The sequence below is a fragment of the Streptomyces sp. NBC_01294 genome (genome assembly GCF_035917235.1).
GTDB lineage: Bacteria > Actinomycetota > Actinomycetes > Streptomycetales > Streptomycetaceae > Streptomyces > Streptomyces caledonius.
In genome coordinates, this window is record NZ_CP108423.1 from 5,766,970 (window position 1) to 5,788,383 (window position 21,414).

The window sequence follows — 21,414 nt, forward strand, 5'->3', positions numbered from 1 at the left end:
GGCCCCGCGGACCCGACGGACCCCGGGCACCCCGCGGACCCGACGGACCCGGGCACCCCGCGGACTCCGCAGCTCCCGGCGGCTCACCGCGACTCCCTCCCCTTCGACTGTGGGCTACCCGGCAGTACCCTCGCCCCCATGACTTCCTCAGACAGCACGCAGAAGCCGCCGGCCAAGGACCCGTGGGACCTGCCGGACGTGTCCGGCCTCGTCGTCGGCGTCCTCGGCGGCACCGGCGACCAGGGCCGGGGCCTCGCCTACCGCCTCGCCAGGGCCGGCCAGAAGGTGATCATCGGCTCCCGCGCCGCCGACCGCGCACGGACCGCCGCCGACGAGCTGGGCCTCGGCGTGGAGGGCGCGGACAACGCCGAGTGCGCGCGCCGCAGCGACATCGTCATCATCGCGGTGCCGTGGGAGGGCCACGCCAAGACCCTCGAAGCGCTCCGCGAGGACCTCGCCGGCAAGCTCGTCGTGGACTGCGTCAACCCGCTGGGCTTCGACAAGCAGGGCGCGTACGCCCTCCAGGTCGAGGAGGGCAGCGCCGCCCAGCAGGCCGCCGCCCTGCTCCCCGACTCCCGCGTCACGGCAGCCTTCCACCACCTCTCGGCGGTCCTCCTCCAGGACGAGTCGATCGACGAGATCGACACCGACGTGATGGTCCTCGGCGAGGTCCGCGCCGACACGGACCTCGTCCAGGCCCTGGCCGCCCGCATCCCGGGCATGCGCGGCGTCTTCGCCGGCCGCCTGCGCAACGCCCACCAGGTCGAGTCCCTGGTCGCCAACCTGATCTCCACCAACCGCCGCTACAAGGCCCACGCGGGCCTGCGCGTCACGGACGTCTGAGCGGCGCGTCCGGCCGGGCACGGAAGACGCGGTGCCGGGCGTGCCCGGCGGGACGGTCCTGTCGGACCGGACCGCCGGGCACGCCCGTGCTCAGCTCCGCCGCCCGGGGCGCGCTTCGAGGACGCCGAGCTGGGCCACCACCCCTTGGTAGAAGCGGTCGACGGCGTCGTCCACGCTGCGGATGAAGCCGGACTCTGTGTTGCCGCGGCTGTTGCCCATGCCCTTGATCAACGACAGCCGGAACCCGCTGAGCGGCGCGCCGTCCCTGGGCAGGAGATCGCCCGGTTCGGGACGCAGGCGCTCCAGGGTGCCGCGCGGCCCGTTCTCACCCTCCACGAGGCTCTGCACGTGCAGGTCCGCGGGTGCCTCGGCGAGCAGCCGCATCAGCCGCTTCGCCGTGGCCAGCGGATAGGCACCCTCGGGGGCCGGGACGTCGACGGACGTGCGCACCTTTCCCGTCCGCAGATCGGCGATCACCGCGATCACGGAGCTGGTCCCGTCGACGCGCAGTTCCGCCGAGAGCCTGCCCTCCGCGCACAGCCTCTCGGCCGCCGCGACGCGCCGGGCCCGCGGATCGCTGCCGCGCCGGGCCCGCTGCACCGGCAGAGCCCTCTGCCCGAGTTCACCGCCGAGGCGCAGACAGACCTGCCGGACGAGCCGCTCCCAGCTCTCCACGACATCGACGGCGCGGGCATCGACGGGGTCGATGGTCTCGTCCTCGATGCCCTTGCGCACGGGTACCCAGGCGGGGCCCATGTTCTGGAACCCGTGGCAGCCCGAGTTCTCGTGCTGCAAGTACTCCAGGAGTTCCTGGAGGAGCCAGGCATGGGCGGCATTGCCGACGCCCTCGTGGCGGATCAGCATCTGGGCCTGGTGAGCCACCTCGGCCCACGACAGGTGCCACAGACTGACCTTGTGCTTGCGCCGTCCGTCGACCTTGACGTCGACCATCGGGGCCCCTTCGAGCGCCACGTCGTTGGAGAGGGTGATCACGGCCTCGTAGCCTCGGCGCGCGGCGATGTCCATGTACTGCTGGACCTGCTCGGCCTTGAGGGGATTGCCGTTCGTCTTCGTCTCCACGAGCGCCGTCCACAGCTTGCCCGCACGCTCCACCCGGATCACACCGTCGGGGCGCTTCGGGGCGTCGCCGTGGGGCAGGGACACCTCGGTGAAGGTCTCCATGCGGCCGGCGGGGGCGCCGAACGCGGCGGTGAGGCGGCGTCCCAACTCGGGGACCTGGGCCATGACGGACAGCAGGACCGACGTGGCCCGTACCTCGCGCTCCTTGTCGCTCTTGAGGGACGGGACCGGGAACAGCCGCGCGGTGCGCCATGATTCGTTCTCGGCGAGGGACTTCTTGGCCACCCTGGGCAGCGTGACCTTCTTCCTCGTGGTGCGCGGGCCGCGACCGCGGGTCTGAGCCGGCACCGTGGCGGCCGCGGGTGCCGGATCCGCGGCCGGCGCGGCAGGACCGGAAGAGGTCCCACCGGCGGGTGCTCCCAGGGGGGCCGGTGCGCCGGTCCCGGGCGCTGCCGCCTCCCCAGGTGCCGCAGCCTCTTCGGGTGCCGCAGCCTCTTCGGGCTCAGCTGCCTCCTCGGGCGCCGGGGGCTCGTCCGCGTCCTCGGTGACCGAGATGCCGAAGTCCGTGGCCAGCCCGGCCAGACCGGTCTCGTACCCCTGTCCCACGGCGCGGAACTTCCACTCGTCCTCCCGCCGGTACAGCTCGCCGAAGATGAAGGCCGTCTCCACGCCCGCGTCCTCGATGGAGAAGCCGACCAGTGGTTCGCCGGCCCGGTCCGCGACCGTCATGCGCAGGTCGTCGAGGTCCCCGAACCGGGCGCCACCGTACTGGCTGGCCGCCACCACGATCCGCGCGACGTCCTCGGGAACCGCGGTCAGGTCCACACTGATGCGGTCCTCGTCACCGCTGTCGGTCGGTGTCTTCCCGAGGAGCTGCACGCTTCCGTCGGCGGCGGCGGGATGGTTGTAGAAGTAGAAGTCGTTCTCGCTGCGGACCTTGCCGTTCTCGTCCAAGAGCAGCACGGAGACGTCGGCATCACCGGCTCCGGAGGTACTGGTCCAGCTCAGGCTCACGATGACCGAACCGGCGTCCTCGCTGAGGGCGGCCAGGCTGACGTTCGCGCCCTTCGGGATCTCCTGCATGTGTTCCCCCCACTCGCCGGCGGCATCCGTCGCTGGCGGAGCGGGCCGGTCTGTACCTTCTGTCGCGCTCGCGATACGGCGCGTCACCGGCGAACCGTAGCGCTGCGCAGCGCAGTGGATCAGGCAAAGAGGGAAATGGGCCGGGCGGGATGCGCGGGCGTCCTTACGGCAGCACTGCGGGGCATGGGGGACACTGGTGTGGCTCGACCCCGTTCAGTGTTTCCGAGGAGCCCTTCCCATGCCCCGCCTTGCCGTCTTCGCCGTCGTCGTCTGCGTCCTCGCGGTGGCCGCGGCCGTCATCGCCTTCGTGGAGGGCAGCTTCCTCGGGATCGTCTGGGTGCTGCTCGCGGGCCTCACGTCCAACATGGCCTGGTACTTCCTGCGCAGGGCGAAGGCCGAGAAGGCCGCCGCCACGCGCAACGCGGTCTGAGCCGGGTGGCGCGGGGCTAGGCAGTGTCTGATGGCTCTTTGATGAGGTCGCGGAGCCAGATCACGATGGCTGCGGTGGCCAGGGTGCCGTTGAAGATGTAGTCGCGTTTGTCGTACCGAGTGGCGACGGCCCGGTGCTGTTTCAGCTTCCCGATGCAGCGTTCGACGGTGTTGCGTCGGCGGTACTGCTCGCGGTCGAAGGACGGCGGGCGGCCGCCGGCCCGTCCGCGCCGACGGCGGTTCGCACGCTGGTCGTCCGGCTGGGCGATCGTTGCCTTGATCCCGCGTTTACGCAGGTAGACGCGGTTGGCACGGCTGGAGTACGCCTTGTCGCCGCGGGCACGGTCCGGTCGGGTGCGGGGACGCCCGGCCCCGGTGCGGGCCACGTTCAGGACCTGCATGAGCGGGATGAACATCGGGCTGTCTCCGCGCTGGCCGGGCGAGGTCAGCCAGACCAGGGGTCGGCAGCGGTCATCCGCCAGGAGGTGGACCTTGCTGGTCAGCCCGCCCCGGGAACGTCCCAGGGCCTCGCGGCCCTCTGCATCCACACGGGTCCCGCCCCTTTTTCGGGGTGGTCAGCCGGGGCGGAATGCCGAGCCCCGGCCGCGTGCTGGTGGGCCCGGCAGGTGGTGGAGTCGGCGTTGACCGCCCACGAGCCGTCCGCGTCTCGCGCGGTGGAGTCGGCACCGGCCTGCAACGCTCGCAGGATGTTCGACCAGGTGCCGTCGGCCGACCAGCGGCGGTGGCGTTCGTAGACGGTCTGCCAGGATCCGTAGCGTTCGGGCAGGTCACGCCAGGGAATCCCGGTCCGTGTCCGGTAGAGCACACCGTTGACCACGGTGCGGTGGTCGGCCCACCGCCCACCCGGCCCGCCAGTCTCCGGCAGCAGCGGAGCTATGCGCTCCCACTGAGCATTCGTCAGTTCATGCCGACGCACCATGACCGGCTCATGCCCAGAACGACAGCAGATCCACCACCCCGGGCAAGAGCCATCAGACACTGCCTAGTCCTGCGGGCGGCAAGATCCGGAAGACACGCCCCTAGTCCTGCGGGACGGCGCACACGCCGTCGCTCTCCTGCCAGAAGCGGTAGAGGTCGCGGCCGCACCACCAGTCCAGATCCGACACGCCGAGTCCGGACAGCACGCCCTCCACCACGTCGAAGAAGACCGCGTTGACGCCCGGGATCCACAGCAGGACGAAGATGCCGATCAGGCCGTACGGAGCCAGCGGCTCCACCTCGCGGCGCACCCGGTACGACAGCCAGGGCTCGATGACCCCGTAGCCGTCCAGGCCCGGCACCGGCAGGAAGTTCAGGATCGCCGCCGAGACCTGGAGCAGCGCCAGGAACGCGAGGGCGAAGCGGAAGGGCATCGGCACCCCGTCGAGGGCGTCCAGCCAGAACGGCGCCGTGCAGACGACGGCGAAGGCCACGTTGGTGAGCGGGCCCGCCGCCGATATGAGGCTGTGCTTCCAGCGGCCCTGGATCCGGCCGTGCTCGATGTAGACGGCGCCGCCGGGCAGGCCCAGCCCGCCCAGGATCACGAAGACCACCGGCAGGACGATGCTGAGCAGCCAGTGCGTGTACTTGAGCGGATTCAGCGTCAGGTAGCCCTTGGAGCCCACCGAGAGGTCGCCGCTGTGCAGGGCCGTGCGGGCGTGCGCGTACTCGTGCAGGCAGAGAGAGACGATCCACGCCGACGTCACCGCGAGGAACACGGCGAGCCCGGTGCTCGTCGAGTACCCCGTCCACACCGCCCAGCCGGTGACGACCATGATGGCGACGATGCCGATGAATACCGAACTGATCCGCCGCTCGCTGCGGCTCCCCTGATGACCCATGCGGGGAAACCTATCCCGGGGGCCGGGACGAAAACGGTTCGGGGCCCGGTCCGGGTACGGGGACAATGGGCCGGTGCGCTACGCGATTCTCGGCACGGCCCAGGCCATCCGCGACGACGGGACCCCCATCGCCGTCGGCGGAGCGCGCCTGCGGGCACTCCTGACCGCGCTCGCACTGCGGCCGGGGCGGGCGGTACCGGCCCGGATGCTGGTCGCCGAGGTCTGGGCCGGCGACCCGCCGGCCGACGCGGTGGCGGCCCTGCAGGCGCTGGTCGCCCGGCTGCGGCGGACGCTGGGGCACGCGGCCGTGCGCTCCGCGGAGGGCGGCTACCAGCTGGCCGCCCTGCGCGAGGACGTCGACCTGTACCGCTTCGAGCGGCTGGCCCGCGCCGCCGGCGAGGCGCGGGACCCGGCCGAGGCGGTGGCCCTCTACGAGGAGGCCCTCGCCCTGTGGCGCGGACCCGCACTGGCGGACCTGCCCGACCCGGCCGCGGAGTCCGCGCGCTGGGAGGCCGTACGGATGGACGCGCGCCGGGGCCGGCTCGCCGCGGCCCTGTCCCTGGGCGACGCCGAGCGGTCCTTGCCGGAGCTGACCGCGCTGTGCGCGCGGCAGCCGCTGGACGAGCCGCTGCAGGCGCTGCGGATCCGTGCGCTGCGCGACGTGGGCCGCCCGGCGGAGGCCCTGTCCGCCTACGACCGCGTCCGCCGTGACCTCGCCGACCGCCTCGGCACGACCCCGGGCCCGGCCCTGCGCGCCCTGCACACGGAACTCCTGAGCCCGCCGCCCCCCGTGCCGCCGACCGCGTACCGGCCCACGACCCCGCAGACACCCGGGGACCGCCTCCCCGCCGCCCCCGCCTCCGGCGCCCGTGCCCCGCACGCCTGGGAGCAGCCCCAGCCCGCCGGTCCGGCCGAGGGACAGGGCCCGTCCTCCGGGGCAGCCGGACAGAAGCCCGGCCCCGCCGCGCTCGCTCCGGGCACGGGCGCGAGCACCGACGCAGACCCCGCCCGCCCCGGCCCTGCGCCCTGGGACCGGCTTCCCGCCGCCGGGCCGGCCGTGGGGCACGGCCCGTTCCCCGGGGCACCCGGCCCTGGCGCGGGTGCGGGTACCGATACAGACCCCACCGGCCCCAACCCCCGTCGGCACGGTGCCGCGGAGCCGGCCGCTCCCACCTCGCCCGGCGCACGGCCTCAGTCGTACCCGGGCGGCGCGGACGCACCCTGGTCCGGGGCGCAGGCGCCGCCCGCCGCCGACCCCGGGCACGGCCCGTTCTCCGGGGCAGCCGGGGAGTACCCCGGCACCGGCACCGCTATGGCCCCCGACGGGTCCCGGTGGCACGCCGCCGCGGCCCCCGCACCGCCCGGCCAGGGCATCGGCACCGGTACCGGCAATCTGCGGGCGCGTCTCACCACCTTCGTCGGGCGCGAGGACGACATCCGCGTCATCGGGGACGACCTCGCGCGGGCGCGGCTCGTCACGCTCCTCGGCCCCGGCGGGGCCGGCAAGACGCGGCTCTCGCAGGAGGCCGCCGAGGCGCACGCGGCGCGCGGTGGATGGCCCGACGGGGTGTGGCTCGTCGAGCTCGCCCCCGTGGACGACCCGGAGGACGTCGCCGAGGCCACGCTCGCCGCGCTCGGGGCACGCGAGACCAAGCTGCGCGGCGCCGCCGCCGAGGAACTGCGGGCGCTGACCGACCGGAACGGCGACGCCCCCCTCGACCGGCTCGCCGAGCACTGCGCACGCCAGCGGATGCTCCTGCTCCTCGACAACTGCGAGCACGTCATCGGCGCGGCCGCCGAACTGGCCGAGGAACTCCTCGCGCGCTGCCCCGGCGTGCAGATCCTGGCCACCAGCCGCGAACCCCTCGGTGTGCCGGGGGAGTCCCTGCGCCCGGTGGAGCCGCTGCCCGACCCCGTCGCGCTGCGGCTCCTCGGTGACCGGGGAGCCGCCGCCCTGCCGGGGTTCCGTACCGGCGACGACCCGGCCGCGGCCGCCGAGATCTGCCGCCGCCTCGACGGCCTGCCGCTGGCCATCGAGCTGGCCGCTGCCCGGCTGCGCCTCCTCACCCCGCGCCAGATCGCCGACCGCCTCGACGACCGTTTCCGGCTCCTGACCAGCGGCGCCCGCACCGTGCTGCCGCGCCAGCAGACCCTGCGCGCCGTCGTCGACTGGTCCTGGGACCTCCTCGACGAGCCCGAGCGGACCGTCCTGCGCCGCCTCTCCGTCTTCGCCGGCGGCTGCGACCTCGTCGCCGCCGAGGCCGTCTGCGCCGACCCCGCCTACGACACCGCCGACGTCCTCGGCTCCCTCGTCGACAAGTCCCTCGTCGTCGCCGCCCCCGGCCCCGACGGCTCCGGCATGCGCTACCGCCTCCTGGAGACCGTCGGCGAGTACGCCGCCGAGCGGCTCGCCGCGGCCGACGGCGACCGCGAGCACACCGAGCGCCGCCACCTCGTCCACTACCGCGAACTGGCCCGCACCACCGAGCCCCTGCTCCGCGGCCACGGCCAGCGGGCCGCCACCGAGCGGCTCGCCACCGAGTACGAGAACCTGCGTACCGCCCTGCGCCGCGCCGTCGCCGCCCGGGACGGCGACGAGGTGCTGTGCCTCGTCCACTCCCTGGGCTGGTACTGGCACATGCACGACCTGAGCACCGAGTCCCGGCACTGGTCCGAGGCGGCCGCCGCGCTCGGCCCCAACCCCTTCGCGGCGCCCGCCGCCCCCGCCGAACCCGTCCACGGGCGGATCGTCGACACGCCCCCGCCCTACTCCGGCGAACTGCTCACCGAGGCCTGGCGCGGCATCCAGCTGATCCGGCTGGCCGCCCGCGACCAGAACAGCGCCACCTGGGACACCCCCGAGGTCCGCGCCCAGATCGAGGGCGTGCTCGCCACCTACCGGCCCGGGCTGCCGCAGACCTGCCGGACCCCTTCCTCCCTCTGGATCTACGCCGTCATGATCTCGGGCGACGTCGGGCTGCTCCAGCGGGTCGTGGACGAGACCGTCGAGGCCTGCCGCGCGTTCGGGTACCGCTGGGAGCTCGCCTCGGCCCTGCAGCTGCGGGCCAACATCCTCGCCAACCGGGCCGACTGGGCCGGCGACGCCTCCCGCGACGCCGACGAGAGCCTGGCCCTCTTCCACGAGCTCGGCGACGCCTGGGGCTGCGCCGAGGCCCTGTCCGCGCGCGCCGAGTCCCGGGAGAAGCGCGGTATGTACGCGCAGGCCGCCGAGGACTTCCGGGCGGCGATCGAGCACGCCGAACGCCTGGGTGCCAAGGCCCAGGTGACGGTGTTGCGCGTACGGATGGCCGGGACGCTCGTCGAGAACGGGGAGCCGGAGGAGGCCGAGGAGATCCTCACGGAGATCACCGCCAGGGTGCAGCGGTTCGGCAACGAGGCCATGCCCGCCGCCCGGATGTTCCTCGCGGGCCTCCTCGGCCGGACCGGCCGGATCGCCGAGGCCCGTGCCCAGATCGAGGCGCTGCGCGAGGACTTCGCGCTCGGGGCGTACGCCGTCTTCGACGTGTTCCTCCTCGCCACGATGGCCTGGCTGGACAACCAGGAGGGCCTGTACGAGGAGGCGCTGGTGCGGATCCGCGAGGCCATGAGCCGGGTCCACGACCCGCTCGTGCTGATGGTCGCCCCGCAGCTGCCCGCGGTGTACCTGCTGACCGGGGCCGTCTCCCTCGTCTCGGTCGGCTGCCCGCGGCGCGAGCACGACGCGGCCCGGCTGCTCGGCGCCTACCGGGCGCTCCTGCCGCCCGGGCATTTCCCCGTGACCACGGAACGCGAGGACTTCGCCCACGCCGAGGAGCGCGCGCGGGCGGCGCTCGGTGACGCCGCCTACGAGAAGGCGTACGCCGAAGGCGGCGGCCTCTCCCTGGAGGAGGCCACCGCCCTCATCTGACCCGGCCCCCGGCCGGTGTCCGTCCGGGACGCGATCCGGAGTGGACCGGTCCGCGGGTCAGGTCTTCTGGCGGAACTTTCGGACGGCGAGCGGCATGGTGGCGGTCGTGAGGACCAGCGACCAGACCAGGACCATCCACACCGAGTTGCCGACGGGAGTCCCGTTGATCAGCGCGCGGGCGGCGTCGGCCAGGTTGGACAGCGGGTTGTACTCCGTGAAGGACTGCAGCCAGCCGGGCATCGTGGACGGCGGGGCGAAGATCGAGCTGCCGAACTGCAGCGGCATCAGGACCATCATCGCCATGCCCTGGACGGCCTGCGCGGTCTTCAGGGTGAGACCGAGCAGCACGAAGATCCACATCAGTGAGGCGCCGAAGACGGCCGCCAGACCGATGGCGAGGAACAGCCCCAGGATCGAGCCCTTGATGGACAGGCCGAGCATGAAGCCCACGGCGAGCAGGATCGCGATGGCGGCCATCATCCGGCCGATCTCGACGACGATCTTGGCGATGAGCACCGAGGAACGGGCGATCGGCATGGACCGGAACCGGTCCATCACACCCTTCTTGAAGTCGTCGTTGACTCCGGTGCCGACCCCCATGGCGATGTTCATGCCCATCATGGCCATGAGGCCCGGGACCACGTAGTTGACGTAGCCCTCCTGGTTGCCCTTGCCGGAGATCGCGCCGCCGAAGACGAAGACGAACAGCAGCGTGAAGATGATCGGCATGAACACGACGTCGAACATCGACTCCGGGTCCTGCTTGATCTGCAGCGCGTTGCGGCGCACCAGGGCGCCGATGTGCCGCAGGTTGGCCCGCAGGCCGATCCGGCCCTCGCCCGAGTGCGCGGCCACCGGGGCCGGACCGGGCACGGTGGGCGCGGGCTTCGTCGTGGTTACGGTGCTCATGCCGCGACCTCCTCGGTCTGCTCGGTGGGGACGGAGTCCTCGACGGCGCTCGGCTTCTGGCCGGTGATGGCCAGGAACACCTCGTCGAGGCTGGGCAGGTAGGTGCCGAGGTCGGCGATCGCGTACCCGCGGGCGGCCAGCAGACCGACCACGGCGGTCAGCTGCTCGTCGCTCAGGATCGGGACCAGCAGGACGCCCTCGTCGGGCACGGCCTGGGTGCCGGCCACGCCGTCCAATCCGGCCTCGGCCAGCGAGCGGGCCATGCCCGGCAGGTCCGAGGAGGACACGGGGCGGATCTTCAGGGTGCGCCCGCCGACGCGCGCCTTCAGCTCGTCGACCTTGCCCTTGGCGATGACCTTGCCGCGGTCGATGACCGTCAGCTCGCTGGCGAGCTGCTCCGCCTCCTCCATGTACTGGGTCGTCAGCAGCACGGTGGCGCCCTCGGCGACCAGGCGCTGGACCTCGTCCCACACCTCGTTGCGGGTGCGCGGGTCGAGACCGGTGGTCGGCTCGTCCAGGTAGATCACGGCCGGGTTGCCGATCAGCGAGGCCGCGAGGTCGAGCCGGCGGCGCATGCCGCCGGAGTAGTGCATGGCGGCCTTCTTGGCGGCCTCGGTCAGGGAGAACCGCTCCAGCATCTCGTCCGCGCGGCGGCGGGCGTCCTTGCGGGAGAGGTCGAGCAGCCGCCCGATCATGTAGAGGTTCTCCCAGCCGGAGAGCTTCTCGTCGACCGAGGCGTACTGGCCGGTCAGCCCGATGGTCCGGCGCAGCTGCCGCGGCTGGCGGACCACGTCGAAGCCCGCGACGGTCGCCGTGCCGGCGTCCGGGGCGATCAGGGTGGAGAGGCAGCGCACCAGCGTGGTCTTGCCGGCTCCGTTGGGCCCGAGGACCCCGAGGACCGTTCCCTCGCGGACGTCCAGGTCGACACCGTCGAGGGCCTTGGTCTCGCCGTAGTGCTTGACCAGCCCCCGTACTTCCACGGCGTTGGGGTTCTTGTCGTTTCGCGTCATGCCCACCATGGGACCAGGTGCCACTGACAAAACACCGACAAGAGACCTACAGCCCGCCTACAGGCAGCCGACAGTCTGCCTCGAGCCGGGGTGCGGCAGCCCGCCGGCGTGACGCCGGCGGGCTGCCCCGTACCGCTCGCCCCCTCAGTGGAAGGCGTGCTCCTCCTGCGGGAACGTCCCGCCGACCACGTCCTCGGCGAAGGCCTTCGCCGCGTCGCCCATGACCTCGCGGAGCTTGGCGTACTGCTTCACGAAGCGGGGCAGCTTTCCGCCGGTCAGACCCATCATGTCGGTCCACACCAGGACCTGCGCGTCGCACTCCGCGCCCGCGCCGATGCCGACCGTCGGGATGTGCAGGGACCGGGTGACCTCGGCGGCCAGCTCGGCCGGAACGAGCTCCAGCACCACTGCGAAGGCACCCGCGTCCTGCGCCGCCTTCGCGTCGCGCAGCAGCTGGTGCGCGGCCTCGTCGCCGCGGCCCTGGACCCGGTAGCCCATGGCGTTGACGGACTGCGGGGTCAGGCCCAGGTGGGACATGACGGGGATGCCGGACTGCACGATCAGCTCGGTCTGGGCCAGCGAGCGCTCGCCGCCCTCCAGCTTCACCGCTCCGACCCCGGCTTCCTTGACCAGCCGGGTGGCGCTGCGCAGCGCCTGCACGGCGCCTTCCTGGTACGAGCCGAACGGCATGTCGCCGATCACCAGCGCGCGGCTGGTGCCGCGCACGACGGCCGCCGAGAGCATGGTCATCTGGTCCATCGTCACCGGGACGGTGGAGTCGTAGCCGAGGTGGCAATTGCCCATCGAGTCGCCGACGAGGATGACCGGGATGCCGGCCTCGTCGAAGACGGACGCGGTCATCGCGTCGTAGGCGGTGAGCATGGGCCACTTCTCGCCGCGTTCCTTGGCGAGGGTCAGGTCGCGGACGGTGATGCGCCGGGTGCCCGTGCCTCCGTACAGGGTGGGGGAGGCCGCTGATGCGGATTCGCGGGCAGGCGAAACGGCATGCGTCATTGCAACTGCTCCTTGTGTCATCTCGAGGCGCCCTCACGGCGTCCCCGGACTCACCCACCATGGTGGCATCCGCGTGCCCGAAGGCGGAAGTGGTACGCGGAGTGAGCCGACGCGCAGGCTGCAATGTGCGCGTTTCGTGACAAGCGGAACCCCTGGCGCACGGTCGTTCGTCCTCCCGGGCGTACGACCGTGACGGACGGTCGTGACGTAGGGCACGGAAGGCTCCGGTCATCGCCTAGGGTCAAGGGGCGGGGACGGAGCGCGAGCACGGCAGTGAGGGCAGTGGCATGGCACAGGCGTACATGACGGAGTCGGGGAACGGCGGCTCGGAGCCCTCCGAGCCCTCCGCATCCCGCTTCGGACGCCGACTGGCCGAGCTGCGCAAGGACCCCGGGATCTGGCGGCGCGGATGGGTGCTGGCGGCGCTCGCCGCGCTGATCGCGCTGATCATGATCTTCCATGCGGAGCTGCCCAACGACGTGGGCAACCTCGGCAGCCTCACCGAGACCTTCCTGCCCTGGCTGGGCCTGGCCGTCCCGGTGCTGCTGGCCGGGGCGGTGTTCCGCCGCTCCGCGACCGCGCTCATCGCGGTCCTGCTGACGGCCGTGGTCTGGGCGAACCTCTTCGGCGGCCTGGTCAGCGACAAGTCCGGCCCGGGCGGCAACCTCGTGGTCGCCACCCACAACGTCGACGCCGACAACGCAGACCCGCGCGGCACCGCCGAATCCGTCGCACGGTCCGGGGCCGACGTCCTGGCCCTGACCGAGCTCAAGGGGAGCGCCGTCCCCGTCTACGAGAAGGCCCTGGCGGGCACGTACAAGTACCACTCCGTCGAGGGCACGGTCGGCCTGTGGAGCAAGTACCCGCTGAGCGCCAGCGCGCCCGTCGACATCAGGATGGGCTGGACCCGGGCCATGCGCGCCACCGTCGCCACCCCCCAGGGGGACGTCGCCGCCTTCGTCGCCCACCTCCCCTCGGTGCGGGTCAAGCTGAAGGCCGGCTTCACCGCGAACCAGCGCGACGACAGCGCCGACGCGCTGGGCGCCGCGCTCGCCGCCGAACCGCTGAAGAAGGTCATCCTGCTCGGCGACCTCAACGGCACCATGAACGACCGCGCCCTGTCCGAGGTCACCTCGCAGATGCGCTCCACCCAGGGCGCCGCGGGCGACGGCTTCGGCTTCAGCTGGCCCGCGCAGTTCCCGATGGCCCGGATCGACCAGATCATGGTCCGCGGCATCAAGCCGGAGGCCTCCTGGACCCTGCCCCGCACGGGCAGCGACCACCTGCCGGTCGCGGCCCGGGTGACCGTGAAGAAGTAGGCGCACCCCGGGCGGGTGCGCACATGAAGGGAGGGGCCTCGCCGCCGATGCGGTGAGGCCCCTCCCTTCGTCCGTCCCGCTCCGGCCCGGCGGCCACGCGGCCACGCGGCTGCGTGTTACGCGGCTACGCGTGCTCGCGCCAGCCGTTCGTGATCGGCAGCCGGCGGTCCTTGCCGAAGCCCTTCGCGGAGATCTTCGTACCCGGCGGGTACTGGCGGCGCTTGTACTCCGCCGTGTCCACCATCCGCAGGGTCCTGGCGACCAGCTCCCGGTCGAAGCCGGCCTCCACGATCGCCTCCATGCCCTGGTCGCGGTCCACGTACAGGGCCAGGATCGCGTCGAGCACCGGGTAGTCCGGCAGGGAGTCCGTGTCCACCTGGCCCGGGCGCAGCTCCGCGCTCGGCGGCTTGACGATCGAGTTCTCCGGGATCGGCGGGGTCTCGCCGCGCTCGGCGGCGGCCCGGTTGCGGTACTGGGCGAGCCGGAAGACGTCCGTCTTGTACACGTCCTTGATCGGGCCGTACGCGCCCACCGAGTCGCCGTACAGGGTGGAGTAGCCGACGGCCAGCTCCGACTTGTTGCCCGGGGCCAGCACGATGTGGCCCTCCTGGTTGGACACCGCCATCAGCATCGTGCCGCGCAGCCGGGACTGCAGGTTCTCCTCGGCCAGGCCGCTCAGGCCCAGCGAGCCCATGTAGGCGTCGAACATCGGCTCGATCGGCACGGTCCGGAGGTTCAGGCCGGTCCGCTCGGCCAGGTCGGCCGCGTCGCCCTTCGAGTGGTCCGAGGAGTACTTCGACGGCATCGAGATGCCGTGCACGTTCTGCGCGCCGATCGCGTCGCAGGCGATCGAGGCGACCAGGGCGGAGTCGATGCCCCCGGAGAGCCCGATCAGGACGGAGCGGAATCCGTTCTTCTTGACGTACGCGCGCAGACCCACGACCAGCGCGTCGTAGATCTCCTCGTCGTCGTCGAGCCGGTCGGCGTAGCCGCCGGTCACGACCGCCTCGTACGGCTCCACCGGCTCCTCGGACAGGATCACGCGGTCGATGCGCAGCCCGTCGTCCACGACGCCCTCGGGGGCGTCGGCGCGCGCGGCCGGCAGGTCGAGGTCGACCAGCACGCAGCCCTCGGAGAACTGCGGGGCGCGGGCGATGACCTCGCCGTCGGCGTCCACGACGATCGAGTCGCCGTCGAAGACCAGCTCGTCCTGGCCGCCGATCATCGCCAGGTAGGCGAGGGTGCAGCCGGCCTCCTGGGCCCGCTTCTGCACCAGTTCGAGGCGCAGGTCGTCCTTGTTGCGCTCGTACGGTGAGGCGTTGACGGAGATCAGCAGCCCGGCCCCGGCGGAGCGGGTGGCCGGGACCCGGCCGCCCTCCTGCCAGAGGTCCTCGCAGATGGCCAGGGCCACGTCGACGCCCCGGACCCGGATCACCGGCTGGGTGTCGCCCGGCACGAAGTACCGGAACTCGTCGAACACGCCGTAGTTGGGGAGGTGGTGCTTGGCGAAGCGCAGGACCACCTGCCCGCGGTGCAGCACGGCGGCCGCGTTCTCCGGGGAGCCGGCCGGGCGGCCGAGCCGGGGTACCGCCTTCTCGGTGCGGTCGAGGTAGCCGACGACGACCGGCAGTTCGCCGAGGCCCTCGGCCGCCAGCCGCTCGGCGAGCTCGCGGAGCGCGGAGCGGGAGGCCTCGACGAAGGAGCCGCGCAGGGCGAGGTCCTCGACGGGGTACCCGGTCAGCATCATCTCCGGGAACGCCACCAGGTGGGCGCCCTGCTCGGCGGAGTGCCGGGTCCAGTGGACGACCGAGTCGGCGTTCGCGGCGATGTTGCCGACGTGCGAGTCGATCTGATTCAGAGCGAGACGAAGTTGAGGCACGGGGCCCAGTCTAATCGTCTTTCTGACGCGATGTCCTGGACCCCGCCCGTTCTCCCCTGCCGGGAGCGCCCGTCAGCCGAGGGGGCCGGCGTACTTCACGTCGTCGAGCAGGGTCCCGGCGGCGATGTCCGCGGTGATGCTCTTGGTGCCCTCCGGGATCTCGAACGCCACGATCCCGCTGGCCGATTCGCCCGGCAGGATCGAGCCCTTGACCATCTTCGGCACGCCGCCGCCGCTGCCGGAGCTGTCGAAGACCATGTCGGCGGTCATGCCCTGGTCGTCGCGGACGTTGGGCACGGCGTAGATCACCTCGTGCGGCGTGGAAGAGCCGTTGGTGATGGTGATCGTGATCTGGATGGCGTTCTTGACCTCTTCGCGGGCGATGATGCCCTTCGGCTCGTACTTCTTCGGAACCGACAGGCTCACCTTGACGCCGTTCGGGTAGGTGAAGGTCTCGCCGAACGGCAGCGCGCTGGTCAGGCCGGGGACCTGGGTGGGCGACGGGGACGCGGACGGGGACTTGGACTTGGACGGGGACCTGGACGGCCAGGGCTCACCGCTGGGGTAGAGCCCGTCCAGTTCGTACTCCTCGTCGTCGATCCCGATCCCGGCGCGGTCCTCCTTGGCCTCGTCGATGAAGGAGACGGTGAGGAGGAAACCGCCGACCGAGGCGCCGAGGCCGGCGATCCCGAGGACGGTGCCGACGATGGCCATCGTCCGGTTCGGGGCGCCCGTGTTGGCGCGGCGCCACCCGGCGATGCCGAGGCCCGCGGCGACCACCGCGAGCAGGGTGCCGGCCCAGAAGAGGAACGGCACGAGGCCGAGGAACACGGCGAAGGCGGCGACGATCACGGCGGCCATGGCCAGGCCGTTGGTGGTCGGCTGGGCCTGCGGGTAGCCCGCGTACGGGGCCCCTCCGAAGGCGGGGTCAGGCTGGGTCCAGGGGTTGCCCGGGCCGGGCTGGGCCCACGGGTTGCCGGGGGCGCCGGGAGCGCCCGCGTCACTGAAGTGCGCGGCCGCCGGGGCCGGGGTGGGCGGCGCGAACTGCGAGGGGGCCGGGGCCGGTTCCGGGGCGGGGCCCGGTTCGGGGGCGGGTGCGGCGGGAGCCGCGGGCGCGTCGGTGACGGCCGGGGTCTCAGGCGCCTCGGCAGCCGCGGGGGCTCCTGGGGCCTCGGGTACCTCGGCAGCTGCCGGGGCCTCGGGGGCCTCGGGTGTCGCCGGGGTCTCAGGGGCCTCGGGCGTTGCCGGGGTCTCAGGGGCCGGTGTCGCGGCCGGGGTCTTCTCCAGCGAGAGCGGCTGGGCGGGCGCCGGTATGGAGGTCGTCTCGGGAGCTGGGGTACCCGTCGGCTCCGTCGGCTCCGTCGGAGGGCCGTCGGGCGTGCTGGGCGGGTTCGGCGGGGTACTCATACCGGCGGGGTCGTCCTCTTGTAGCGGCTGTCGCGATCACCGCAAGGGTGCCATGCCGACGGCCGGCCTCCACCCGCAATTACCGCCCGGTTCCGGGGGCCGGCTCGGCCGAGCCGGCCCCCGGAACCGCAAGGCGGCGGCCTACCGCCGGTAGCCGAGCACCGTCATCATCCCGGACTCCGAGTGGTAGACGTTGTGGCAGTGCACCATCCACAGCCCGGGGTTGTCCGCGTCGAAGTCCGCCGTCAGCCTCCCGCCCGGCAGGACGACCGCGGTGTCCTTGCGCGCCCCGCCGGCCTGGCCGGCCAGCGCGAAGGTGTGCCCGTGCAGGTGCACCGGGTGCCACATCGGCGTCGTGTTCCTGAAGTCCAGCCGGACCCGCTCGCCCGCCTTCACCGGATGGCGCTGGTCCGGCGTGTACGGCTTGCCGTCGAAGGCCCAGTCGTACTTGGTCATGGAGCCGGTCAGCCGGATCTGCACCGTACGGTCCGGCTCGCGCGGGGCCAGTGCGGCCGGCCCGGCGGCCTTGAGCACGTCCGCCGTCAGCGGCCGCACGTCCAGCTCGGCCGGCCGGGTCGCGGCGGTGGGCGCCGTACCCGTGCCGGTGCGCAGCACCGCGAGCGCGGACCGGCCCTTGCCCTCCGCCAGTGCGGTGAGCGGGAACACCCCGTCCTGGGCCGTGACCAGGACGTCGTACCGCTCGCCCATGCCCAGCAGCAGTGAGGGCGTCTTCGTGTGCTCCACCGGGAAGCCGTCGGTGTGGGTGACCGTCAGTTCGTGGTCGCCGAGGGCGATCCGGAAGGCGGTGTCCCCGCCGGCGTTGACGATGCGCAGCCGGATCCGGTCGCCGGGGCGGGCGGTGAAGACGGACGGGTCGTCCGCCACCCGGCCGTTGATCAGGTAGTGCGGGTAGGCGACGTCGCCCGCGTCCCGCCCGAGGACGTCGCTGTCGGCGCCCATGAGGAGGTGGGAACGCCCGGAACCGGAGCCGGAACTGGAGCCGGGGGAGGGCGCCTGGCCGTGTGCGGCGTGGCCGCCGCCCTCACCGCTCATGCCCTTGCGGAGCTCGGCGAGGACGTCGTCCGGGGTGGCGCCGTCCACCCCGTCGATCCAGTCGTCGAGGACGACCACCCACTCCTTGTCGTAGGACAGGGGCTCCTTCGGGTCCTCGATGATCAGCGGGGCGTACAGGCCGCGGTCCTGCTGGACCCCGGTGTGCGGGTGGAACCAGTACGTCCCCGGGTGCGGGACGGCGAACTTGTACGTGAAGGATCCGCCCGGGGCGATGTCCCGCTGGGTCAGTCCCGGGACCCCGTCCATGTCGTTGCGCAGCGCGAGGCCGTGCCAGTGCAGGGAGGTCGCCTCGGGGAGGTTGTTGGCCAGGGCGAGGGAGAGGGTGCCGCCCGCCGTGGCGCGGACCTCCTGGCCCGGCAGCCTGTCCCCGTACGCCCAGGAGCGCACGGTGATTCCGGCGCCGAGGTCGAGCGGGGTGGCGGTGGCGGTGACCTTGACCTCGGTGAGGGGGCCGGTGGCCTTGCGGGCGGCCTCGGCGGCCCGGACCTCGGGCCCGGCCGGGTCCACGTACCCCTCGGGCACGTCGGCGGAGCCGCCGTGGTTCATGGAGCCGTGGTCCGGGCCGGAGCCGCCGGAGTGCCCGGAGGAGCCGGACGATCCGGAGCACGCGGCGAGCAGCCCGGAGCCGACGACGGCCGCGGATGCGCCGAGGACGGCGCGACGGGTGGGAAGAGAGCGCATGGAAGCACCTTGTGGGTGTGGTGGTACGGATTCATGGGCGCGGTTCGGCGCCGCTCCGCGGCATGCGGGAGCGGCGGCGGGGCCGGGCCTATATCCGCAGGACCGCCAGCCGGGTGAGGAGTTCGCGGGGTGAGGGCGGGTCAGGGCCGCCGCCGGACCGGCCCGGTACGCGGGAGGCGCCCCCGGGCGGCGCGGTGTCGCGGGCGCCGGCCAGTCCGCTGCCGAGCAACAGCAGGACGAGCCCCGTGAGGACGGCGAGGCACACGGACATGGGGTCCATGCCGGTGCCGGGCGCGGGGGATCCCCACTGCGAAGCCGTGGGGGAGGCCGCGTCGGCAGCCGCCGCCCGGGCGGGTTCGTCGACGGGTTTGGCGACGGGTTCGTGGACGGGTTCGTGCACGGGTTCGTGGACGGACTCGTCGACGGGTCCGCGGGCCGGCTCGTGCGGTGCTGCCCGGCCGTGCTCCGGGGCCCGGGCCGACGGCGGGAGCGCCGGAGTGTGGCGCGCGCCACTCTGCGCGGCGGGGTCGGATGACCCGGCCGAGGCAACGGACCGGGCCGCAGCCCCGTCCTCCATGGCGTGGGATTCAGTCGGATGGCCCAGGGTGTGCATGGTGACGATGCCCAGCAGCAGCGCGGCGAGCAGCAGCAGCCTGGGCCCCTGGGCGGCTCGCTGAGCACTGCGCGTCATGGCCGGAACCCTACCCGGGGTGGGTATCCGATCATAGGACCGACCCCGGGTCTGCCTAGGATTAGTCACACTATGTCCCCACATGGGCTCTCTCCACGGACCGCCTGGCCGGTCGCCATGCTCATCGGCCTCGCAGGCGCCGTGTACACGGCGTGGGTGCTCGAAGTCGTCCTCTCTACGGGCCTCAACCCCATCCAGACGTACGTCAGCGAACTCGCCGCCCAGGACCAGCCGCTCGGCGGTCTGTTCCGGGCCACCGACTTCACCGCCGGGCTGCTCGCCTTCGCCGGAGGACTGCTGGCCCTGTTCCGGCTGCTGAAGTACGCGGAGTCCCGCCGCCTCTGGGCGGTCGTCGGCTGGGCCGGGGTCACCCTCTTCGGCGCGGCCACCGCCGCCGACGCCTGGCTGCCGCTGAGCTGCACGCCCACCGTGGACCCCGAGTGCGCCGCCCGGGAGACCGCCAAGCTGGTCCCCGCCACCCACCAGGCCCACGCCGTCAGCAGCAGCCTCGCCATGACCGGGGCCCTCGTCGGCATCGTGGCGCTGACCGTCGCCGCCCGCCGCTACGGCTGGTTCGCCCCGCTCGCCCGCTACGGCCCCGCACTGGTCGTCCTCGAACTGCTCGCCACCGCCTGGACCCTGTCCGCCATAGCGCTGTTCACCGCCGGGCGCGGGACCTGGGCCCTGGGCGCCGGGCAGCGGCTGCAGGTGCTGTTCGTGGCAGTGTGGCTGGGCCTGCTCGCCTACTCCGTCCACAAGGAAGGCCGTACGTGACGCCGTACCCACCGCAGGTCCCGCCGCACGCGGGCGGCACCGGCCGGTTCGTCCGGGTGGACGGGGTCCCGCTGCATGTCGTCGTCGAGGGCCGGGGCCCCGTGTGCGTGCTCAGCGCCGGGCTCGCCATGGCCTGGTTCGACTGGGACCCGGTCGCCCCGCTGCTCGCCGCCGCGGGCCGTACCGTCGTCCGCTTCGACCGCCCCGGACACGGCCTCAGCGGCCCGGCCACCGAGCCGCCGACCACCGCCGGGGAGGCCCACCGGATCGCCGGCCTGCTGGACGCGCTGGGCCTCGGCGGCCCGGACGCCGGCCCGGTGACCGTCGTCGGGCACTCGATCGCCGCGTTCCACGCCGAGGCCTTCGCCCGCCTGTACCCGGAGCGCACCGCCGCCCTGGTCCTGGTCGACGGCAGCGTCGAGGAGGCCCCCCGTACGGTCCTTCCCGCCGCGCTGCGCACCGGCGCCGCCCGCGCCATCGGCCGGGCCGTGACCGCCGCCGGACTGCCGGCCGCGCTGGGACCGTCGGCCCGGCGCGCCACCGTACGGGCCTCCCGCACCGGAGGCTCCGACCCGGCCGCCCGTGACCTCGTACGCCGCTGCTACCGCACCGGCCGCGTCTGGCGCGGCGCACTGCTGGAGAACTCCCGCTACCCGGACATGGCCGCCGAACTGCTCGTCCTGCGCGGGACGCACCCGCTGACCGCCCCCGGCACCGTCCTCGCCGGCCACGACGGCTCGTCCGGCCGCTTCGCCCTGCGCTGGCTGGCCCGCCAGGCGGACCTCGCCGACCTGCTCGGCGCCCGCTTCGAGGTCGCCGAGCCCGCCGGACACCTGGTGATGCTGGACCGCCCGGGCCAGGTGGCCCGGGCGGTCCTCGAAACGGGGGAGCGGGGTCAGCCGAACCAGCGGGATCAGCCGGATCAGCGCCTGGCGTAGACCTTCTCGACGAAGCCCGCCATCTGGTCATCCGACAGGTGCTGGGCCAGGTCGGCCTCGCTGATCATGCCGACCAGCCTCTTGTCCTTGATCACGGGCAGCCGCTTGATCTGGTGGCTCTCCATCTCGTCCAGCACCGCGGACACGTCGGCGTCGGCGTCGATCCACCGGGGGGTGCCCTGGGAGAGGTCGCCGCACGTGACCTTCGAAGGGTCGTGGCCCTTGGCCACACAGGACACGACGATGTCGCGGTCGGTGATGATGCCGCACAGCCGTTCCGACTCGTCGCTGACGGGCAGCGCGCCCACGTTGAGCCGGGCCATCAGCTCGGCGGCACGGTCCAGGGTCTCGGTAGCGGGGATCCACTGGGCCCCGGGGTGCATGATCTCTGCGGCGGTGGTCATCGTTGAACCTCCTGAGCACGCCGTTCGCTGCCGGACGCGGGCGCGCCCGGCGGCGTCCCCGTCGTGGCGGGGCAGTCCGTCCGGCAGCGTGGTGCGGCCGTTCGGCCCACCCGACCCCGCACGGCGGAGCA

General features: G+C 73.2%; 17 protein-coding genes. 6 read left to right on the plus strand and 11 right to left on the minus strand.

Annotated elements, in window-relative coordinates; translation table 11 throughout:
- The first annotated feature begins 138 nt into the window (after positions 1-138).
- Positions 139-843, plus strand: coding sequence for an NADPH-dependent F420 reductase (gene npdG, locus OG534_RS26070; RefSeq protein WP_326591132.1), 705 nt, complete (start codon positions 139-141; stop codon positions 841-843).
- A gap of 90 nt (positions 844-933) precedes the next feature.
- On the opposite strand, the gene OG534_RS26075 is transcribed toward npdG, so the two are convergent.
- Positions 934-3,006, minus strand: a complete 2,073-nt coding sequence (locus OG534_RS26075) for a TerD family protein (RefSeq protein ID WP_326591134.1) — start codon at positions 3,004-3,006, stop codon at positions 934-936.
- A gap of 238 nt (positions 3,007-3,244) precedes the next feature.
- Here OG534_RS26075 and OG534_RS26080 point away from each other — a divergent pair, with 238 nt between their 5' ends.
- A complete protein-coding gene (locus OG534_RS26080; RefSeq protein ID WP_326591135.1) occupies positions 3,245-3,436 on the plus strand; it encodes a hypothetical protein in 192 nt (63 codons plus the stop codon).
- Positions 3,437-3,452: 16 nt separating this feature from the next.
- Here the strand turns inward: OG534_RS26080 and OG534_RS26085 are convergent.
- A protein-coding gene (locus tag OG534_RS26085; protein ID WP_442807038.1) for an IS5 family transposase occupies positions 3,453-4,375 on the minus strand; the annotation gives its coding sequence in 2 pieces (ribosomal slippage) (positions 3,453-3,983 and positions 3,986-4,375; 921 coding nt in all).
- Between the two features lie 100 nt (positions 4,376-4,475).
- Positions 4,476-5,276, minus strand: a complete 801-nt coding sequence (locus OG534_RS26090) for a site-2 protease family protein (RefSeq protein WP_326591136.1) — start codon at positions 5,274-5,276, stop codon at positions 4,476-4,478.
- Positions 5,277-5,349: 73 nt separating this feature from the next.
- Here OG534_RS26090 and OG534_RS26095 point away from each other — a divergent pair, with 73 nt between their 5' ends.
- Positions 5,350-9,183 carry an AfsR/SARP family transcriptional regulator gene (locus OG534_RS26095; RefSeq protein WP_326591137.1) on the plus strand — a complete coding sequence of 1,278 codons (3,834 nt, stop codon included), beginning with the start codon at positions 5,350-5,352 and terminating at the stop codon, positions 9,181-9,183.
- A gap of 57 nt (positions 9,184-9,240) precedes the next feature.
- Here the strand turns inward: OG534_RS26095 and OG534_RS26100 are convergent, their stop codons facing one another.
- The 3 genes from OG534_RS26100 to panB all read right to left on the minus strand — a co-directional run bounded on the left by OG534_RS26100 (position 9,241) and on the right by panB (position 12,116).
- Positions 9,241-10,092, minus strand: a complete 852-nt coding sequence (locus OG534_RS26100) for an ABC transporter permease (protein WP_326591139.1) — start codon at positions 10,090-10,092, stop codon at positions 9,241-9,243.
- Positions 10,089-11,111 (minus strand): ATP-binding cassette domain-containing protein, encoded by a 1,023-nt coding sequence (locus tag OG534_RS26105; RefSeq protein WP_374773703.1) that lies wholly within the window; start codon positions 11,109-11,111, stop codon positions 10,089-10,091. Before OG534_RS26105 ends, OG534_RS26100 begins: the two co-directional genes overlap by 4 nt.
- A 135-nt stretch (positions 11,112-11,246) precedes the next feature.
- A complete protein-coding gene (panB, locus tag OG534_RS26110; protein ID WP_326591142.1) occupies positions 11,247-12,116 on the minus strand; it encodes a 3-methyl-2-oxobutanoate hydroxymethyltransferase in 870 nt (289 codons plus the stop codon).
- A gap of 287 nt (positions 12,117-12,403) precedes the next feature.
- On the opposite strand from panB, the gene OG534_RS26115 reads away from it, so the two are divergent.
- Positions 12,404-13,435 carry an endonuclease/exonuclease/phosphatase family protein gene (locus tag OG534_RS26115; RefSeq protein ID WP_326591144.1) on the plus strand — a complete coding sequence of 344 codons (1,032 nt, stop codon included), beginning with the start codon at positions 12,404-12,406 and terminating at the stop codon, positions 13,433-13,435.
- A gap of 124 nt (positions 13,436-13,559) precedes the next feature.
- Here the strand turns inward: OG534_RS26115 and OG534_RS26120 are convergent, their stop codons facing one another.
- The 4 genes from OG534_RS26120 to OG534_RS26135 all read right to left on the minus strand — a co-directional run bounded on the left by OG534_RS26120 (position 13,560) and on the right by OG534_RS26135 (position 19,167).
- Complete coding sequence (locus OG534_RS26120) at positions 13,560-15,314, minus strand: NAD+ synthase (protein ID WP_326591146.1); 1,755 nt, start codon at positions 15,312-15,314, stop codon at positions 13,560-13,562.
- 72 nt (positions 15,315-15,386) lie between these two features.
- Positions 15,387-16,721, minus strand: a complete 1,335-nt coding sequence (locus OG534_RS26125; protein ID WP_326591147.1) for a DUF4190 domain-containing protein — start codon at positions 16,719-16,721, stop codon at positions 15,387-15,389.
- A 141-nt stretch (positions 16,722-16,862) separates the two neighbouring features.
- Positions 16,863-18,476: a multicopper oxidase family protein gene (locus OG534_RS26130; protein ID WP_326591148.1), complete on the minus strand. Its 1,614-nt coding sequence runs from the start codon at positions 18,474-18,476 to the stop codon at positions 16,863-16,865.
- 88 nt (positions 18,477-18,564) lie between these two features.
- Complete coding sequence (locus OG534_RS26135) at positions 18,565-19,167, minus strand: hypothetical protein (RefSeq protein ID WP_326591149.1); 603 nt, start codon at positions 19,165-19,167, stop codon at positions 18,565-18,567.
- Between the two features lie 72 nt (positions 19,168-19,239).
- Between OG534_RS26135 and OG534_RS26140 the strand changes: the two genes are divergently transcribed.
- Positions 19,240-19,941, plus strand: a complete 702-nt coding sequence (locus OG534_RS26140) for a DUF998 domain-containing protein (RefSeq protein WP_326591150.1) — start codon at positions 19,240-19,242, stop codon at positions 19,939-19,941.
- The gene (locus OG534_RS26145) at positions 19,938-20,879 is read left to right on the plus strand and encodes an alpha/beta fold hydrolase (protein ID WP_326591151.1); all 942 of its coding nucleotides are present in this window, start codon (positions 19,938-19,940) and stop codon (positions 20,877-20,879) included. Before OG534_RS26140 ends, OG534_RS26145 begins: the two co-directional genes overlap by 4 nt.
- Here the strand turns inward: OG534_RS26145 and OG534_RS26150 are convergent.
- Positions 20,864-21,283 carry a CBS domain-containing protein gene (locus OG534_RS26150; RefSeq protein ID WP_326591152.1) on the minus strand — a complete coding sequence of 140 codons (420 nt, stop codon included), beginning with the start codon at positions 21,281-21,283 and terminating at the stop codon, positions 20,864-20,866. The two genes, OG534_RS26145 and OG534_RS26150, sit on opposite strands and share 16 nt — an antisense overlap.
- Positions 21,284-21,414 lie beyond the last annotated feature (131 nt).